Annotated in this window: 22 protein-coding genes; all 22 read left to right on the top strand. The window is 34.7% G+C overall.

The features are described 5' to 3' along the window. The first annotated feature begins 9 nt into the window (after positions 1 to 9). Complete coding sequence (locus ACXR6G_RS05615; protein ID WP_458360424.1) at positions 10 to 696, top strand: alpha/beta hydrolase family protein; 687 nt, start codon at positions 10 to 12, stop codon at positions 694 to 696. Positions 697 to 1,077: 381 nt separating this feature from the next. Further along, positions 1,078 to 1,410: a hypothetical protein gene (locus tag ACXR6G_RS05620; protein ID WP_458360425.1), complete on the top strand. Its 333-nt coding sequence runs from the start codon at positions 1,078 to 1,080 to the stop codon at positions 1,408 to 1,410. A 6-nt stretch (positions 1,411 to 1,416) separates the two neighbouring features. Beyond that, the gene (locus tag ACXR6G_RS05625; protein WP_458360426.1) at positions 1,417 to 2,928 is read left to right on the top strand and encodes a peptidoglycan-binding domain-containing protein; all 1,512 of its coding nucleotides are present in this window, start codon (positions 1,417 to 1,419) and stop codon (positions 2,926 to 2,928) included. 531 nt (positions 2,929 to 3,459) lie between these two features. Then, positions 3,460 to 4,554 carry a Kelch repeat-containing protein gene (locus ACXR6G_RS05630; RefSeq protein WP_458360427.1) on the top strand — a complete coding sequence of 365 codons (1,095 nt, stop codon included), beginning with the start codon at positions 3,460 to 3,462 and terminating at the stop codon, positions 4,552 to 4,554. Between the two features lie 1,208 nt (positions 4,555 to 5,762). Next, positions 5,763 to 6,176, top strand: coding sequence for a hypothetical protein (locus tag ACXR6G_RS05635; RefSeq protein ID WP_458360428.1), 414 nt, complete (start codon positions 5,763 to 5,765; stop codon positions 6,174 to 6,176). Between the two features lie 195 nt (positions 6,177 to 6,371). Beyond that, on the top strand, positions 6,372 to 6,617 hold the full coding sequence (locus ACXR6G_RS05640; protein ID WP_458360429.1) for an STM3941 family protein: 246 nt from the start codon (positions 6,372 to 6,374) through the stop codon (positions 6,615 to 6,617). Positions 6,618 to 6,678: 61 nt separating this feature from the next. Next, the gene (locus ACXR6G_RS05645; protein WP_458360430.1) at positions 6,679 to 7,896 is read left to right on the top strand and encodes a TlpA family protein disulfide reductase; all 1,218 of its coding nucleotides are present in this window, start codon (positions 6,679 to 6,681) and stop codon (positions 7,894 to 7,896) included. Between the two features lie 157 nt (positions 7,897 to 8,053). Continuing rightward, complete coding sequence (locus ACXR6G_RS05650) at positions 8,054 to 8,338, top strand: TrmO family methyltransferase domain-containing protein (RefSeq protein ID WP_458360431.1); 285 nt, start codon at positions 8,054 to 8,056, stop codon at positions 8,336 to 8,338. A 127-nt stretch (positions 8,339 to 8,465) separates the two neighbouring features. Next, positions 8,466 to 9,209 (top strand): hypothetical protein, encoded by a 744-nt coding sequence (locus ACXR6G_RS05655; RefSeq protein WP_458360432.1) that lies wholly within the window; start codon positions 8,466 to 8,468, stop codon positions 9,207 to 9,209. A 287-nt stretch (positions 9,210 to 9,496) separates the two neighbouring features. Further along, a complete protein-coding gene (locus tag ACXR6G_RS05660) occupies positions 9,497 to 9,712 on the top strand; it encodes a hypothetical protein (protein ID WP_458360433.1) in 216 nt (71 codons plus the stop codon). 11 nt (positions 9,713 to 9,723) lie between these two features. Beyond that, complete coding sequence (locus tag ACXR6G_RS05665) at positions 9,724 to 9,915, top strand: hypothetical protein (RefSeq protein WP_458360434.1); 192 nt, start codon at positions 9,724 to 9,726, stop codon at positions 9,913 to 9,915. 38 nt (positions 9,916 to 9,953) lie between these two features. Then, on the top strand, positions 9,954 to 10,145 hold the full coding sequence (locus tag ACXR6G_RS05670; protein ID WP_458360435.1) for a hypothetical protein: 192 nt from the start codon (positions 9,954 to 9,956) through the stop codon (positions 10,143 to 10,145). A 61-nt stretch (positions 10,146 to 10,206) separates the two neighbouring features. Continuing rightward, on the top strand, positions 10,207 to 10,656 hold the full coding sequence (locus ACXR6G_RS05675; protein WP_458360436.1) for a hypothetical protein: 450 nt from the start codon (positions 10,207 to 10,209) through the stop codon (positions 10,654 to 10,656). 99 nt (positions 10,657 to 10,755) lie between these two features. Further along, positions 10,756 to 11,253: a thioredoxin family protein gene (locus tag ACXR6G_RS05680; protein WP_458360437.1), complete on the top strand. Its 498-nt coding sequence runs from the start codon at positions 10,756 to 10,758 to the stop codon at positions 11,251 to 11,253. Positions 11,254 to 11,342: 89 nt separating this feature from the next. Next, a complete protein-coding gene (locus ACXR6G_RS05685) occupies positions 11,343 to 12,329 on the top strand; it encodes a Gfo/Idh/MocA family protein (RefSeq protein ID WP_458360438.1) in 987 nt (328 codons plus the stop codon). A 213-nt stretch (positions 12,330 to 12,542) separates the two neighbouring features. Next, positions 12,543 to 13,223 (top strand): hypothetical protein, encoded by a 681-nt coding sequence (locus ACXR6G_RS05690; protein ID WP_458360439.1) that lies wholly within the window; start codon positions 12,543 to 12,545, stop codon positions 13,221 to 13,223. A gap of 316 nt (positions 13,224 to 13,539) precedes the next feature. Continuing rightward, complete coding sequence (locus ACXR6G_RS05695) at positions 13,540 to 14,265, top strand: TlpA family protein disulfide reductase (protein ID WP_458360440.1); 726 nt, start codon at positions 13,540 to 13,542, stop codon at positions 14,263 to 14,265. Positions 14,266 to 14,315: 50 nt separating this feature from the next. Then, on the top strand, positions 14,316 to 14,807 hold the full coding sequence (locus tag ACXR6G_RS05700; RefSeq protein ID WP_458360441.1) for a CPBP family intramembrane glutamic endopeptidase: 492 nt from the start codon (positions 14,316 to 14,318) through the stop codon (positions 14,805 to 14,807). A gap of 168 nt (positions 14,808 to 14,975) precedes the next feature. Then, positions 14,976 to 16,397: an alpha/beta hydrolase family protein gene (locus ACXR6G_RS05705; RefSeq protein WP_458360442.1), complete on the top strand. Its 1,422-nt coding sequence runs from the start codon at positions 14,976 to 14,978 to the stop codon at positions 16,395 to 16,397. A gap of 58 nt (positions 16,398 to 16,455) precedes the next feature. Next, a complete protein-coding gene (locus tag ACXR6G_RS05710; RefSeq protein WP_458360443.1) occupies positions 16,456 to 17,133 on the top strand; it encodes a GOLPH3/VPS74 family protein in 678 nt (225 codons plus the stop codon). Between the two features lie 40 nt (positions 17,134 to 17,173). Then, positions 17,174 to 17,386, top strand: coding sequence for a hypothetical protein (locus ACXR6G_RS05715; protein WP_458360444.1), 213 nt, complete (start codon positions 17,174 to 17,176; stop codon positions 17,384 to 17,386). A gap of 56 nt (positions 17,387 to 17,442) precedes the next feature. Beyond that, entirely contained in the window at positions 17,443 to 18,333 is an 891-nt protein-coding gene (locus tag ACXR6G_RS05720) for a hypothetical protein (protein WP_458360445.1), read from the top strand. The last annotated feature ends 69 nt before the right edge of the window (positions 18,334 to 18,402 follow it).

An 18,402-nucleotide genomic window follows, 5' to 3' on the forward strand; every position in this document is an offset into this window, starting at 1 on the left:
CTCCCTGTAATGATTTCCATACATGGTGGCCCAGAAGGTCAACATACCCCTTATTTCTCATCATTTTATGCTTTTTTAGCAAATGAAATGGGCATTGCAGTTATTGCTCCTAATGTTCGCGGATCATCAGGATATGGTAAGACCTACTTGAAACTTGACAACGGTTTTAATAGAGAAAATTCAGTCAAAGACATAGGGGAATTACTAGAATGGATTGAGAAAAAGCCGGAGTTTGATAAAGATAGAATTGCCGTATTTGGAGGTTCCTATGGAGGATACATGGTATTATCTTCTATGTATAATTTCAATGATAAATTGAAGTGTGGGATTGACATAGTCGGAATAAGCAATTTTGTTACTTTTCTAGAAAATACGGAAGAATATAGAAGAGATTTAAGGAGGGCGGAATATGGTGACGAAAGAGACCCGAAAATGAGAGAATATTTATTGTCAATTTCACCAACAAATCATGTTGATGAGTTCACAAAACCTCTTTTTGTAATACAAGGAGCTAATGATCCACGCGTTCCGGCTAGTGAATCTGAACAAATGGTAAAATCAATTAGGGAGAATAATGGAAAAGTCTGGTATATGCTTGCCAAAGATGAAGGTCATGGGTTTAGAAAAAAAGAAAACAGAGATCGAATGACAGAGGCTGTTGCTATGTTCTTACAAGAAAACCTATTAAACAAATAAAGCCCACAACAATGTGTGAAAATCATTTAACCGCTTTTTATACATACCGTAAAACATAACAAAAGGCTGCCAATCCCCGATTAGCAGCCTTTCTTATACTTAAAAAATTCAAGGACCATATCTTTAGAGAAAAAACTTAAATACTATTTTGAAGATTCATAAACATCAATTTCCTCTAAGAAATCCTATTAGCACTAAGAGTTTGATAATGTGTGACTTTCATTCTGTATTTGCTCCAGTGGTAATCAGCCAAACTTTAACCACTCTTTACATTTGTTTTACAAAAAAAAATGGGAATGTTGAATTGTAATAATTAAATTTATAGATTGATTGGAAAGCCAATAATACGAAAATCATTTTACTAATTAAATTTATAAGGTAATGGGACTTAAAAGCGCATTAAGTAAACTCGACGATGCCGTTAAAGATTTAACTTCACTTCATGTACAAACCTATAGTGGAGAGGTGAACTCAACAATTGATGGCAGTCAATCTTACGACGACATCAGGCAACTTGTAAAAACGGCAGTTAGTGAGGGTAAAATCACACTGGTTGCAGAAACATTGGCTCAATTCGACGGCGATTCTTATAATTTTATCAAACAAGAACTGGATGATATCCCTCAATTAGCATTGGAGGTTCATAAGAATGCGGTACAATCTGGAATCGACACCCGACTTGGCCTACTTACTTTGTTTAAAGATATTTTTTAATAAACAATGAGTTCAGAAAATACCACCTTACCGAATTACAAGCATACTGCTCTAGCTGGTGACAGGATCAGTCAGTTAGGGCAGTTTGATGATATACTCGAAGATGCCAGACAGCAAGGCGTTATCAATGATGTGCCTTCGAATGAGTTGGAGACTTACAATTACAAGGCTCAACAAATCAGACTTCAAACGATAGCTTCCCGTCTCTATCTGTTGGGCTATCTCAAAAAGAAAATACCTAAAAAAAAGATAGAGAAAAGACTTGTAGAGATTAAAACTGGCGTCAGACAATTTCAACTTGAAGCGAATTTGAAACAAGACAATTGGGTTGGTAACAAGACTTGGTATGCTCTGCATGAGCTGGTGAGCTTTGAGGCTGAACTGAAGAAAGATTTTTGGTTTGCAGGCGATGCAATTGATGAAAAAAGAAAATATGCCCTTCATCGTGCTATTCAGCTTAGGCTATGGAGTATTGGACTCTATAGAAACAAACCTAACAAAAATTTCAAATTACTTGGAACAGGAGCTCTCAAAAATTTTCGTAGCGTTCTGCAAATATTCATGATCGGTCATGCCTTACCTATAGGATTCAATTACGATACGATTTCTCTTTTTTTCGATCAGGAACGCTTGACAAAAGCAATTAGTAAGCGGTCTTCTCCTGGCGGAGAATCTTTCCTCTTGAATAGCCAAGGTAAAAACGATAGGGTCATTCTGGCTCAGAAGTTTATTGTAAATACGGTAAAAGTAGAATTGTGGTTACACGGTTTTAATGTTAGAATTGATGGCATTAATAATTATACCATCGATTTGGGAAGTGATCTGTATACTGAAATGATTTCCTTTTATCAGACTTTCATGAATAAGAGTAAATCGGAAGCTACAGAGCTCGCTAAAAAGATTAGACCCGATATCTTCCTTAGTATTGATGAAATATGTGTCGATGTTAATGAGGATATGGAGGAAGATGTGAGTGCTGAGATTGCTGCAGAAATGAATTCTCAGCAGGAAATAGAGAAGGCCTGGACATATGTCAAGAAGAAAGGACTGAGACTTTGGGATGGGATGAAAAGGCTTTGGAGATGGTTAAAGAAGCTTGGTAAGAAGGTTTTTTATGCGATAAGAGACAACGTTTTTAAGGGCTTTTTTCGTTTTGCAACAAAAGCATACAAAATCGTTAAAGGTGGCATTTCAGCCGTCGTAAAATCCATTGGTATTTATTGTAAGGGTGAATTAAATACGCCCCAGATGCATTGTACATTTTCGAAGGATATGGATTCGCTCGTTCTTATTTCCACTGGTATGACTGATACAAATGCACAAAAGGCCATAGAAGGCTTTCAAAACCAATCTAAAGCTTTTAGCATTGGATGTAGAATAATTGCTTGGATATTTAAAATTTTTAAACGCGCGATATCAGGTGTTATCGGATGGGCAAAACTTTTACTAACATTGGTTCGAAGTTATAAAGAACTACGCTTGCTGCATCAGGATTTCAAATTGCTTTCTACTAATTAAAACTGATCTCCGTAGATTAGCAGATTTTCGCAGAACAATACCCCATTCATACTCTAACTATATGCAAGCTGTAAATGTCAGGGTAGGACTAAAACCTGTGTTTTGATTTTCCCGCAGATAAGTAAGATGAGCGCAGTCGAGGTTGTGGCGTATTACAATAGACAGTGTGATTGCTGATTATAAGGAAGCTGCACATGATAGGGTATGACTAAATTGATCTCTTACAGACTTCGCAAATGAGCGCTAATTCAAAATGTTACGACGCAGATTTTTATGATTTAAGCCGAACACTTACTATACCAAATAAAATATTAGGTTCATAACCAGGTAAGCTTCTTTGGTGATTGCGATATGCCTTATTTTGTTGTAACTTATTGCTTGCTATTCGTTTTTCAAAATTTGATAGGCTTTAAATAGATATCTGGCTTTTTGTCATGCCAATAGGGGTGAGTGAATGCAATTCTAATAAATAGGAAATAAACGCATAGACCTACATATACCAATAAGCTAAGTTCAATAAATCGAATTATTATGGACAAAACAGACTTAAACAAATCTAGACGAACTTTTGTTAAGAAGTTAGGTGCATCTGTAACTTTTATTGTATTAGGAAATGGTCTTTCATGCACTGGTAGCAGCAGTAACAGTGATAATGACAGTACCGATAATGGTAATGGAGACAGTGATGTTATTCCTTCTAATAAAGAGTGGCAAAAGGAAACCAGTATGCCGTACAAACTTCAAGAGATATATTGTAGCGTTTTGAATAATAAAATTCACCTTGCTGGTGGCTTCATTGATAATAATGGCATAATAGGCGTTTCCTCAAATCACATTGTGTTTGACCCTAAAGTCAATATTTGGAAAGCTATGGCCCCAATTCCCGAGCCCCGTCACCATCTTCAACTCGTCAGTCATCAAGGAAAGCTCTATGCTTTTGGAGGTTTTAAAGCAAAGTCAGAAAATCAACTATGGATGATGGAACAACAAGCCTGGAAGTTTGATTATGAAAATAATTCCTGGGAGGTCATGAATTCTGCACCTAGAAAAAATGCTGAAACTGTTTCTGCTAGTCTGGGAGACTTAATTCATATTGTAGGAGGTCGCCAACCCAAAGGCTTACCAAATTCTGAATATAACGATCATGAAGATACAAATTCACACTTAATATATGATGTAGGCTTAAATTCCTGGGATCTAGCTGCTCCAGCATTAAGTAAACGGAATAGTGCGGCAGGTGCTGTGATAGATGGTCTTTTTTATGTTGCAGGGGGAAGAAGGATGGGGGGCACCAATGTTTCCAGTCTTGAAATCTATGATCCTAAAGAAGATAAATGGAGAAATGGCAGCCCCATGCCACAAGGCCAGGCAGGCCTAGCCGCTGCTACGATAGGTGGTAAACTATATGCTTTCGGTGGGGAATATTTTGATAATAGAGGTGGTGTATTCAAAGAATGCTGGTGTTACAACCCTGTGTCTGATCAATGGTCAGCATCCGTCCCAATGCTTACTCCAAGACATGGTTTAGGGGCAGCAACTATAGGGACTAAGATATATGCTATTGGTGGAGCCAAAAAAGCTAGTGCTGTACAAACAAGTAACCTTTTAGAGTCTATCCAGTTCTAATGGCTGTGTTTTAGTTATTTAAAAAGAACCTCCTCAGCTTTGTGCTTCCGATTTAGCTTTTTGATTTTAACAGATATGTCCAGATAGCTACCGGTATGACAATAAGCAAGCTGTAAATGTTAGGGTAAGTCTAAATCTAAATTGATTTCCCGTAAATTGCGCAGGCGAGCAATAATTCAAATATGTTTCGACGCAGATTTAAGATGATGAAATAAGATTGAAAAGGGTCATCATAGATTGCGCAGATGAGCCTAGAATTAAAAGAGCAGTCGACTTAAAACTATCTCTATTATTACTCCCGCCGATTTAAGTAGATTACCACAGATATTAATGATAGTCGCACAAAAGCTATTCTAAAAACAGGTGGATTCTTTGAATTTATTAATTCGATATCATAAACATCGCTCTATAGTGCGGTGTTATGATTTGTGTGGAATTCGGGCTTTATTCCCAGACTTTTAGAGGAAGCGTTCAAGCTCTCATTCGTGAAATGCCAGTAGGTCAAAAAAAGATGCTATCGGGTTTTAGATTAGCTCCTGTAGATATCTTATCTGCAGGTTTAGACTTGGGGATATTTTATCCCCTCAGCTAGTAATAAGTCTTATTTTATGAAATACCTCAACCAGATTTTTTGGAAAAAGGTTCAATTCAAACTGATCTCTCGCAGACTTCGCAAATGAGCGATAATTCTAAAAATGTTTCGACGCTGATTTAAAATGATGAAATATGATTGAAAAGATTCATCATAGACTGTGCTGATGATCGCAGATATTAAATTACTGGTCCCGAGAATCCGGGAATGAAAAAGGGAGACCCTCAAATATTTATTTTGTCATACTCTAGCAATTAGCAAGCAGGAAATGGCAGACGTCAGTCTACAATTAAATATGGTATTCTAGTTATGCTTTCGCCTTCATATTTTCGGAATTAAGTGGTGCTTTTCTACTCATTATCAAAATGTAAGTTCTAGTTTGATATTCGTAATTGTGTAGATTCATTCTATTTTATGTGTGTGGTGTACTTTACTTTAACTTAATTTATTGTTTGCTTTCTAATTTTCATAAATTTGGTAGACTTGAAAAAAACAACTTACATTTACCAGGCCTATATGGGTGGGGCAATGCAGTTTTATTAAATAGATAAGTGATATAAACGTATAGACTTACGTTTACACATACGTTAGCAAACATAAAAAAAACATACCCCCAATGAAACAGATATATAAACTTAAGAATGGTGAGATTTCATTTGATGATGAAGGAATAATCATATTAGACAATGCAAAAAAACAATATTGGCTCCGAGTTTTCACATCTAGTCTTTGGACTTTTTATGGGATAATGTCAGTTTTGAGATTCATGAAAACCGGTGACCAATTTTTACTATGGACTGGTTTATTTATAGGCATTGGCCATTTTGTAATTTTAATTTTGACATTCTTTAGAAGCACTAAGAATGAAATCAAAATTGCTAATATTAAATCCTTGGAATTAAAACAAAGATTTGGTAATAACTTTCTTGATATTAAGTTGGTTGGAAATAAAATAAGACGAGTTAATCAAATTGATATTATTAATCACGAACTCAAACAGTATATAGAAACAAACTTTAAGGCAAACTGAAATTACGTTTGCTAACAAAAGCTCAATTCCATGGGCGGTAACGAATATTTTGAACAAGTCACTAAAAATGGGCTTGTTCAAAATATAAACAAATTTATTACTGACAAATTAAGATTTTATAAGGTGTTCGTTATTTAAAAATACGGCTTGCCTCTATAGCAAGACCGTCACCTTGCATTTAAACAAAACTAAAAAATGAAAGAAAAAATTGAAATCCCATTTAGCAAAAACAAAATTTATCGACTTATTGCTGGTTCTTTAATATTTATTATAGCAGGAATTTGGATTTTCTTTAATCCCGATCTATATCAAGATTTCCCCTTAAAATTTTTAAGAGATCCAATTGTAATTAAAAGTATTGGTGCTATATGTGTTTTGTTTTTTGGCCTGACTGGTATTATTGGAATTAAAAAACTGTTTGACAAAAAGCTGGATTCTTAATTGACTCAAATGGACTCACGTTTACACACAGCTTGTGCACCAAAATAAAATACCGTTCATTATGAAGAAAACCATTTTAAAACTAATTCCGATTCTTATTTTAACGATTCTAATAGCAAATAGTTTTAAGAGTAAGGATGATAAAAGTGCTTGTTTGAATAGAGTTTTAAAGAATTTAGAACAGATACAATCAGCTAAATATTTCATTACGTCTGAAGCATATGTCCCTGGGTCTTCTTCGCCAGCATATATTAATAATTCTATGTTTAAAGAATACGATAACCCTAAAGATTCAACTATTGGGGCGAGTTATGTGAGTTTCTGTAGGGAGGATACTACCCAGATGACTTTTTGCTATGATGGTAAAATGAGAGTATTGGTTTATGAAGATGAAAATAAATTGGTTGTTGATAGCTTCAAAATAAATAGGGCTCCTTTCAGGCTGGTATCTCCTCCTTTTTTTAATTATACGAAGAGTATAATTAAATATGCTCTTGAGACTCAGGATAGTATCTCTACTAAAATAAAAGATATGGGAGACTCTCTCTATTTCAGCTTGTTGATTAATGAAGACAAACAAGTTGAATTCTTTGGGCGAGCCTCTTATGTTGAAAATCAATACACCTTTGGTAATAATACCTCCAAATATGAAATTTGGATAAAAAAAGAAGACTATTTGCCTTATCGTGTAAGACGAGAAATGGCTCATAGTATATCTGTAAATACCAGACATGAATATGAACTCAATAAATTAAAAATTGAGAACTTTATTGCATCAGATTATTTCCAGCCCGATTTTGAAATAAGCTTTTATGGAGATATGTTTAAATCGAGAAAAAAAAACAAGACGAGTTCATTGATCGGGAAGATTGCTCCAAGTTGGAAACTTGCTGATACTAAGGGAATAATAACTGACCTTGCAGAAATTAAAAGCAAGGTATTACTAATTCAATTTACGGGTATAGGTTGTGGATCTTGTCAAGCTTCCATCCCATTTATGAAAGGATTAGTCACAGAATTTAAAGATCAAGATTTTGAACTGATTTCAATTGAAACTTGGCAAGATCAAATCTCTACACTTCAGCAATATTCAGAAAAGAACAAGATGAACTACAGCTTTTTTAATGGAACAAAAAAAGTTGAAGAAAATTATCAAATTAAAGCTGTACCTGTGTTTTTTATTTTAGATGAGGAACGAAAAATAATAAAAGTAATTAAGGGATATCAAAAAGGGGTAATAGATAATGAGATTAGAGCAGCAATTAATGAGTTGATTTAAACGTTTCAGCACACAATAAAAGCTAAATTATCATGGCAGTGACGAGTGATTTTATAATTAATTCAATTAATAAACACCCGCTACCGTACGATTGTATTGTGTGGGAATAAAAAAAGTAATATTTAGCAAAATTGAATTTTCAAATATTTAATCAACTATGACGATTAACTACGAACCAATAGGAATCATAAATACGCCTCATAAGTCAAAAGAGGGTATGCCCATTCAATCGCATGGCGCAAAAGGCATTAAAGGGACGATTACCATTGAAGAGAAATTTGTGGAAGGACTCAAAGACCTTGATGGATTCTCTCATGTTCATTTGATTTATCATTTTCACAAATCGGATAAGTATTCTTTAATAACGAAGCCATTCCTTGATGATAAATGGCATGGTGTTTTTGCAACAAGAGTTCCACAAAGGCCTAATCATACTGAGTAGTAAACGATATAAATAAATGTAATAAATAGGAGCCTGATTGATCTGCAAGCTCTAGCGATGGGTAAATGTTGAGCTTATCAAACTATGCATTTATATATTGTCTTTATTTTAAAATTTATTAATCCTTATGAAATTAAATATCAAAGTTTTTCTTCAGGTTTCAACACTATTTTTATTAGTGGCATGTACTTCGCAATCAAAAATTTGCTACGTAGATAATGTTCAAAAGAACGATAAGCCTTATAAATACTATTTCAGGCAAAACCAAGTAAGCGTATTATTAGAATTAAAAAAAAGCAATCGTTTAATTAATTATCACATTCTCGATACGACAATTTTAATTAGTCAATATATCAGAGATATTGACAAAGAGTTCCGGGAAATGAAATTGAATTGGGAAAAACAAATCAGTCTAGGGAGGATTTCAAAATCCGAACTGGATTCAGCTTTCTTTTACAGTTCCCAAAGATTTACAGGGCAAAACTGCTATTCTTATGCTATGGAAATGTTTTGTAAGCATAATGCGGTCAATCCTCATCCATTTTTCGACTCTGAAACCTTTATTAAAGCAGAAACTTATCATTTTTTATTAGAGACATTCAAGCTTGATAGAAAGGTATACTCGTGGAAAGAATACAAAAGAAAGAGATCGGCTATGCCACCCGAAGCCATGATAGCATTAAAGTGTAAAGGCGTGTTTACTCATGGTCTTTATTATAAAGATGGATTTTACCATTCGAAAAATGGCTACTCTAGACCGGCTGTCTTTCCTGATCTGAAAAGTATTGTAAAGTCATATAAATACACGGACACCATTCTTGTTTATACGCCCAATAAAGAAAAATTATTATCGGTTGTTGAGCATCTCTAATTAGTATTTAAAGGTAAAACTATATTGATTAATTTTTGGAGCTGTTTTCTTGCTTAAGGTGAATTAGAACTAGCTCCTCCAAACATCCCGAAACATAAGGATGGGGATTAATCCTTAAAATAGATGAGAAAAAAAATGAAGCCGTAAATAAGTTTCCCCACCCGCAGAGGAGGAGTGTCGTCCCAATTATTCGGGGTACTCCACGGTGTCGAGTTTAATTGGAGTTGCTACATTTGCTTGGACAGTATGTTCAGAGATGGAGATTTAAATAATTAAAATTATAGAATATGACTAAAAGGAAAGCATTGTCTGTTTCGGCAGTTTTTATTGGATTGTTTTTGTTAATAGAGGTATTTGAAGTCATTAACAATGAGTTCGTTAACGGAGAGCTTGTCGATTTTCTTTCTGGTGCTATGTTGGGTGCAGGAATTGGCCTCTTTCTTGGAAATGTTTTAAGAAAAGAAAAAAAACAAGTTAGAGCAGAACTAATTAATATCACTTAAATATTAGAATTATGAGTAAAAGAAATATAATCATTCTTGCAGGCTTATTGATTGTGTCTGCAATATCGATAGATGTTTTAGAGGGACTTGGTTACGATTTGATAAGTCAACATTATGAGAGATTTGTTCCGGGAGCTTTGTTTGGCGCTGGATTTAGTGCTTTAATCTTAGCTTTTGTAAATAAAAAGAAGAAAATTGAATAAGGCTCTTAGGTTTTAAATATCACTTAAAACAATAGAATATGACTAAAAGAAATATATATCTATTTTCGGGTTTTTTGATTGGCTCTGCCATCTTACTTACGATTTTAAAAGGGCTCAGTAATGAGGTGATTGATCAATATTTATCTGGTTTTTACCCTGGAGCTTTGTTTGTTGCTGGTTTTGGTTTTTTATTTGTAAGCCTATTTAATAAAAGGAATAAGATAGAATAAGTCCCTTAGGTTTTATCTTACAAATGACATTCATCAACTAATCATTAAAATACAAATAGCTATGAAAAAGTTAATCTTACCCTTTCTTGTTTTTACATTTTTATTGATGACAGCATGTTCTGATGAAGAAGAATGTGGAGCATGTATGACGCCCCCAAATTATTTTGTGTTCGAATTGGTCGATAGTAATACAGGAGAGAATCTATTTGCGAACGGAACCTTTAATTCAGATGATATAGAGGTCTTAGATGCCTCAGATCATCGTATTGAATTTATATTTATAGAGGAAAATGACATCAATTTAATTGAGATAAACACGATTGGCTGGCAAACGGAAATAGTTAATTACAGAATCAATATTGCCTCTGAAAATATATTTGATCTCTATGTGGATGCTAAAAGATTAAGTGAAGACTGTTGCTCCTTTACGAGATACAATGAAATTGAAATCGGTAATGTAGAGTTTAGCTTGAGCACTGAAACAGGGATTTATACCATTTTTGTTGATTGATAATGCCAAGCACAGGCTACCGTCTTAGGGCGCCCTAGACGCGAAACATGATACAGTATTAAAACAAGACTACAGTTTGATTAAGATTAGTTAAAATATATGAGACTTAGAGAGAAGATAATAGACTACCAGAACAGAGCGGAAGCGAATTTTAATAATCGAAAAAGCCTATTGACGACCATGCATTTTGTTATGGCATTATTCATTTTTATTTCATCGACCCTAATAGCTGGCTTTTCTATGCCGTTTAGGTATCTTATTAAATCTTTATCGGGCAACAAAGGCGGTTTTCAGGTTTATGAGATGACGAATAAAAACAGTAAGCAGTTATTAGAGAGAGAGGGAATGGTCTTGATTGATTTTTGGGCAGATTGGTGTGGTCCATGTATCATGATGAATGCTGTAATAAAAGATTTTGCTAATAATGCCAAGAACATCCGTGTTGCTAAAGTCAATGCTGATTCAAATAAAGAGATAATCAATCATTTTAAAATAAGAGGTCTACCTCAATTTGTATTAATTAAGGATGGTGTTGAGATAAAACGCCATGCAGGACCGATGACTTTAGCCGACTTAAATCAGTTTTGCTTTGGGTGATTTAAATAAGCCTTAAGCGTTTAAAACTAAATAATTTCGATATTATGCTCCATAAATACAGAAGAATAGTACACACGCATTAAAGCCTTATGAATAGTAAAACACGCTGGGGAATAATGGGCTTAGGCAAAATTGCAAACAAGTTTGCTAGTGACCTGCAGCTATCTACTGACGCTGAACTTTATGCTGTAGCTTCAAGGAATCTGGAAAAGGCCAAAGCTTTTGGAGAGAACTACCAATCTCAAAAGTATTACCATTCTTACGAAGAAATGGCTATGGATGATAATATTGATGTGATTTATATTGCAACGCCACATAGCTTTCATTTTGAAAATACCATGCTTTGCTTGAAGAATAACAAGTCGGTATTATGTGAGAAACCAATGGGCTTGGATTCCCAACAGGTTAAGACGATGATAAATGAAGCCAGGTTGAGAAATCTGTTTCTAATGGAAGGTTTGTGGACCCGTTTTATTCCAGCCACAGAGAAATTAATTGAACTGCTTCAAAAGAAATCGATTGGTGACCTCCAATACCTGCAAGCTGATTTTGGTTTCAAGGCCGAATTCGATCCAGAAAGCCGGGTTTTTAATAAAAGTTTGGGAGGTGGCTCCCTAATGGATATTGGTATCTACCCCATATATTTAAGTCTACTCACTTTAGGTTTCCCTACGCATATGAATGCGGTAGCGCGTATGGCCCAAACAGGAGTTGATTCTTATTGCTCAATGCTTTTTGGTTATGAGAATGGCACAAAAGCCATTTTGGAGTCGTCTGTAGAGGCTGATACACCGACTACCGCTCATATTTATGGGAATAAGGGCTATATAAAGCTACATAGCAGGTTTCATCATAGCGAGAAAATATCTTTGTATCATGACGATGAGTTGACAGAGGAATTCGACTTGAAGTATCATGGGCATGGCTATATCTACGAAATTGAAGAAGTCAACCGTTGTTTGAGAAACAAGTTGATTGAAAGCCCCAAATTACCACATGCGCTCAGCTTAGATCTAATAACAATAATCGATCAGGTAAAGGCTAAAATTGGATTGACATTTGCAAACCAAAGTTAATATGCGCTAAATTGAAATTAATAGAGATTCAGTCTATCTATACATGAATGGGAGCCCGTTCTGTATATCTTTTTATGTTTGTCTCTAATATTTTGTTTATCTTCCGTAAGATAAAATAAAGAAAATACTAATGAATTTCCCCCTTTAGGGAATCATTGATTTTGCATAGCATGCCCAAAGAGAAGCTAAGCTAAATACATAAAAACGACTAGTATGAGACGACTTTATAAGCTTATAATGTTTTCTTCCTTATTAGCCCTGTCGTATGGGGGCTATTGCCAGTATGAATCGATACTCGAAGAAAGAATTGTAGGACGTGTGATCGATACACTTGAGGTAAATGAAAATAATACGGTGGTTCACACCTTATGGTTGAATGACACCTTAAAGATTGTGGTTCAGAATGAACATCTTAAGTATAATTTTAAGAGCACGAATAAGGGGGATGAAAATAAAAAACGCTCGTTTAGTCTGACTGAGCGTAAAGAATATATTAAAGATTTGAAGATCAGAGGGCAGAATTGTTTTTCTTTTGCTCATAATGGCCTGGCTAAGCAAGAAGTGTTCAACAAACGAACGCTTATTGGTTTAGAAACCATAGGTCAGATTCTGAATCACTATTTTATAGAAGTAAAGGCTTTTAACACGCTTTCTAAACAGAATTTTAAGACAAAAATACCTGATAATGCTTTGCTTACTTTTTCAAACCAATCTGATAAGTTGATTCATGCTGTCTATTACAGTAAGGGGCGTTATTATACGAAAGATGCTGTTTCCGAAGCTACAGAATTCATAAACCTAAAGAATTTCCTAAAGGAAAATTATGAGGAAGCCCAAATGGTTAAAATATACCAATTCGATAAAGGCAAACTTGATTTGGCTTTAAATAAATAGGAGGTATTTCAAATCAATAAAAATATCGCTTAAGCGAAGCCCCACAGGCTTCGCTTTTGTTTTGTACATCAACAACCCATTGTGATCGAACAAAAGTTCTGTTTTTTTCGTGACACCTAAAGCTTTACCTATTTAGAATTAACCTTTTTTGATTCATAATTATATAGATGAATTCTATTTAACATCTGCTTTCTATTTTAATATGTGTGAATATATTGTTTGCTTTCTAATTTTCATAAATTTGGATAGATGTAAAGCATTAGTTGTAATAATGAGCCTGATTAATCAAATTGGGATATTTTTAAAAACAAAAAACATGAAATATTTAATTATTATTCTATTGTTAACAGTAACAACAGGTGTTTATGCTCAGACGGAATATTATTCAACGGATGGTAAGAATAGGTTGTTGCAAGCTGAACTTGATAAAATGTGTGATGGCCTGAAAACAAAATATTCTAAGGTCTTGAATAAAGAGATGTTTGTAAATATTAAGATTAAGGAAACGGAGAGAAGGGGTGATTCAATCATCCATAAAATTAGTTTTGATATAGCAGATAAAAAAGCAAAAGATAAATTCTTAAAAAGCCCTCTCGCAGCTCTTAAAGGGAAGGCGTTTTTAAAATTCAATTTAAGTTCGTTAAACGGAAAAATGATTAATTCAGAAAGTCTTAAAGGAAAACCGACTTTGATTAATTTTTGGTTTAAAGCTTGTGCTCCCTGTATTGCTGAAATGCCTGCTTTGAATCTAATGGCTGAGACGTATAAGGCTGATTATAATTTTATATCTATTACATATGAGACGAAAAAAGATGTCGATCTATTTCTAAAGCAACATGCTTTTAAATTTAAGCATCTTGTTAATGCCCGAGCCTTTATAGATGAGTTAGGTATTCAATCCTATCCAATGAATTTGTTTTTAGATAGTAATGGTATTTTAAAATTCATTGAGGGAGGTATACCTTATGAAGAAAATGAAAAAGGCAATATGCAAATGGGAGATGGACATCATCTCATTGAATTATTGAAATCTTTAGATTAATAATGAGGTGCCTCAAGTAAACCTACTGAATCATTATAATGTTCTTGAATATGTATAGATTTAAAAGAGTGTATATCAGTTGGACGAATTTGAATCCGTTCTTATTTGTTCTCCTTACGGGATTTATGGTGTTTATATTAAAATTCATATATATACCCATATTTTATCTATTTAGGATATATGATATAGGTGGAATAGATCCGGATTCATTAGGCACTGTTGAATACATTTTTGTCGCTATTGTATTTGCACCTATTATTGAAACACTGCTAGCTCAATATATCCCCATTCTTTTATTTCAGAAGTTATTAAAAAAGCATGCCAACTTGATTGGGATTATAGTTTCAGTTATTATATTTTCATTGATGCATATAAGTTTCAGTATTACATACGCTTTAATAGTTATACCTGCAGGTATATTTCTTGCTTTAACATTCGTAATCTTTCAGAAACGTAGAGAATCAAGCTTCTGGATGACTTCATTTGTTCATGCATTTATAAATTTGATGACTTTAAGTGTAACATTTCTCGATCTCTTTTAATAAGGCAGAACTAGGAGTTGCTAGTTCAAAATAAATAATTCAGTCAGTTCTGTTTTGACAGATAATAAAATAAAACATGAAACGAGCCATTAGCAAGGATTCCAAACAAAAAGGGGATGGCTGTCTTGGCAACTTCCATGTGATAAATGAAAATCAAATTATTGACACATGAAACAATTCATTCTCTTATTCACATTAATCTTATGTCTTTCGAATGCAAGTGAGGCAGCAAATAAGCTAGAAGGCACAAAATGGGAAGGTGCTTTATTGGTTCAAGGCTTCGAACTGAAGTTGGTTTTAAAATTCAATCAGGATGTTTGTTTACTTGATGTCCCTGTTCAGGGAGTCGTGGATTATCTATCATCAGAATGTGAGATTTCTGGCGATAGTATTCGTGTTGCCTATTCGGGTATGTTGCAAGCTCAATTTGTTGGGGTGAAGCAAGCCGATACACTTATCGTAGGGCATTGGCTCCAATCGGGTAAAAGCTTTCCTTTGACCCTAAGACGAAAAGTTGAACACAAAAGACCTCAAACCCCCAAGCTACCTTTGCCATATAAGCAAGAGGAAGTCTCCTATTTTAATCACGATAAGAGCATTCACATTGGAGGCACACTAAGTCTTCCTAAAACTGGCGGTAATCATCCTGTAGCTATTCTAATTACAGGCAGTGGACAGCAAGATCGAGATGAAAGCATCATGGGACATCAACCCTTTTTAGTGATTGCTGATTATCTGACTCGACAAGGTATCGCAGTCTTACGAGTAGATGATAGAGGTGTAGGAGCTACCACAGGTTTGGAATCATTGAAGACGGCGACATCTTATGATTTTGCCTTGGATGTTGTGGCGGGTATAAAATACCTGCAAAGCAGAGCAGATATCAATCCGCAACAAATTGGTTTGATTGGACACAGCGAAGGTGGTCTGATTGCTTCAATTATTGGTTCTAAACGAGATGATCTTGCTTTTATCGTTTCATTGGCTGGTGTAGGTGTATCGGGAAATAGACTAATGAGCTCACAAATAAAGAAAGCCTTAGTCCGAACATTGCCTACAAAAGCCGTAGATACGATTGTCTCTTTCGATAAGAGAGCCATGAACATTATCATCCATCAAGAAAATGATCGATTAGCTGAGGTTAGTATCAGTCAGGCACTAATTGGTCCCTGGCTTGAAGGTCAGGACGCGCCCGTTAAAGAATATTTTGGTTTGAAGACCGTTGATGGTTTTCAAAGCCTTGACACCAAACCTGTCTTAGCTCGGTATAAGAAGATGATGATTCCCTGGTTCAGATATTTTATAAGGTACCAGCCTAGCGAATTTCTTCCGAAAGTGAAAGCACCCTTTTTAGTTCTGAATGGTGAAAAGGATACTCAGGTTTTAGCGGATTTAAATACATCTGGCTTTAAACGAATCTTCAACACGTGTGGAAAGACCAATTACAAAATTAAAACTTATCCAGATCTAAATCATTTCTTTCAGCATTGCGAAACAGGTTATATCGACGAAGTTGAATCCATTGAAGAAACCATCTCAGAAGAGGTTTTGAATGATATATCTACTTGGATTAAGGATCAGGTAGAATAGTTGTCGCAACGAAACTAAATATCAAGGGGTATTAATTGAAGATAAAAAAGAGACATATATGAATCTTAGTTCAGTAGAAAAATTTTTCGTGCTAGCACATCACCCTCAAAAGGGGAAATTCATGATTTCGGATATACATATCAATTATGGGTTAATTGGTGCAATCTTATTGGATATGTCTTTGGAAGATAGAATTAAGGTTGAAGATGATAGATTGGTTTTGAAAGGCTCTATCGAATTTAATGATCTGATACGATCAGAAATAGCCTTGCAAATTAGTCAATCTGAAAAGCCTAGAAAGATTAGGTATTGGATGTCGAAGTTGGCTCGAAAATCTAGAAAGTACAAATGGACTGTGTTGAATGATTTATCTGATAAAAGAATAGTAAGGATAGAAGAAAAGAGGTTTTTGGGCCTGATACCTTATAAGAAAACTTACTTGCAAGATAATGTAAAGCGAGATAGTTTGATTGAAGAATTAAGAAGAGATGTTTTTACTCATCGAAAACTCAATAAAGAGAATGTGGTTATTTTAAGTTTGATTGAGGCTTGCAAAATGCATAAAATACTCGCTTCGGATAAATCTGAATTAAGGGTGCTTAGAAAGGAACTGAAAGACTTATTGATAGATAGTCCTATAGCTGATGTTCTGGATAAAACGATTAAGCAAGTTCAGGCAGCAATAATGGGAGCTGTTATTGCATCAACGGTAGCTTCATCTGCTGGGTCAAATTAATTAATGAGTATTACTTAGTTGAAATCGGGGAATAGTCAAAGTGTTTGGTGATAATACAGCTGGAACTATTGATTACAGTAATTGTAGAGCTTTTGAGGTATTAAAAGATTCAATTTATATTCAAGCACCGACTACCAAATTTAAAGGTTTACCTAAGAACGCTATTGAAAAGCATGGTATTGCACCAGATTTTTATTTAAATCCAGAGGATCAAATTGAACAGGTTTTGAAATATTTTAAAGTATGGGAATAGGGAGTTATATAGATTAATAATTTAATTTTTTGATGCTATTTTAAATAAAAGAGTTCATGATGAAAAAGATATTTTCGATTGCATTACTGATGAGTAGTTTCATGTTTGTGGGCTGCCAGGAAGAAACTAAAACACTTGTTTCTGTTGGAGATAAATATGCTTTGTTTAATGAAGATCCCATAGCTGTCAAACGTAATGAACGTCCGATGAGTTTACCCTTAATGATACCTTCGGGTGATCATTCATTGGCTGGAAGGATTCTGCTGGCAAGGGGAAAAGATGCAAAACCAACGGTCATCTTTCTGCATGGTAATCCAGGTTTTGAGAAGAATGAAGAAACAGGACAAATCTTACGACGAGCCGGTTATAATACGGTTTTCTGTTCCTATTCGGGTACTTGGGGTAATAAAGGTGTGTTTTCTTATAAGCAATCGATTCAAGATGTAAAGGCCATTGTTGCTTATCTGACAAAAAATAGCAAGCATGTGAGAGTTGACAGTCAGGCGATCTACTTATGTGGTTTTAGTATGGGAGCAGATATCGCTCTTCTTGCTGGACAAGAGTTCTCCCAAGTTAAGGGAATCATCTCCATTGATCCCTGGAATGGTCATCACAGTCTTAAGCAGAAATCAGAGCAGGAATTGTCGACCTATATCCAAAACCTGGAGCAAAGACCTTGTATTCAAATTGAGTCGGGAAAAGCTTTTGTTGATGGCATCATCACGAACAGTGGAATGGACTTAAAAGCACCATTGAAGAACTATTCCAATCATATCCTTCATATTTTTAGTAAGAAGAAAAACATGCGGGCTTTTAAGAGTTTTTGCGATGAGATAAATGAAGAAGATATAATAGTTCTGAACGCTTGCGATCATTCCTTTTCGGATAAGAGAATGGCCTTAGCTCGTACCTTATACGATTGGTTGGAGAAGGAGAGAGGAAAGTAGATAAAGATAGAGGATAATTAGGAGCGTATTATCTTCATGTTGAAGATGGATACCCATTTTAATAATTAG

This window comes from Ancylomarina sp. YFZ004, from assembly GCF_054254355.1.